Source organism: Paenibacillus sp. J5, assembly GCF_054955055.1.
The window spans coordinates 1-544 of sequence record NZ_JBUEDD010000047.1 but is presented as its reverse complement, the minus strand read 5'-3'; the positions used below and the strand labels follow the sequence as shown (position 1 = coordinate 544).

The window sequence follows — 544 nt, the reverse complement described above, 5'->3', positions numbered from 1 at the left end:
AGATGCCTCCTACGGCTACGAGAAGTCGGATGGCAGCAAGGGCACGCTGAAGAGCGGCGACCACTTCGAGCTGACCGATGGACAGACGCTCGTCGTGCAAGGACTGCCAACGTATCTGGCGTACACGGTGACTCAGGAAGCATACACGGCAGATGGCTATGTGACCGATCCTGCAAGTCTTGTTCGCACAGGCACCATACCAGAGAAGCAGGTGGCTGAGGCACACTATGTGACCGTTCGCCCTTATCTGGAAGGGGTGCTGCGCGACAACAATACGGGAGAAGTCATTCCGAATGCGCCGCTCACCGTGACCGATCTGAAGACGGGCAAGTCGACGGAGACGGTAACGAACGAGAAGGGCGAGTATTCGGCTCCAGCCGTAGCCGATACGGATTACACCATCACGTATACGAAGAAGTACCAGGTAGGTGGAACGGAGGTTCCTGTAGCGTTCACCCAGAAAGCGAATGTAGCTGGCGGTGTGACGGAGGAGACGGTTCCGGCAGACATTACGGCGGTAGGGATCGTTATGCTCAAGCAGCTT

1 protein-coding gene is annotated in these 544 nt (G+C 57.0%); it reads left to right on the top strand.

What is annotated here, in order from left to right:
- The coding region (locus tag ACY1JZ_RS26060; RefSeq protein ID WP_462631690.1) for a carboxypeptidase-like regulatory domain-containing protein at positions 1-544 on the top strand (544 nt) is incomplete at both ends.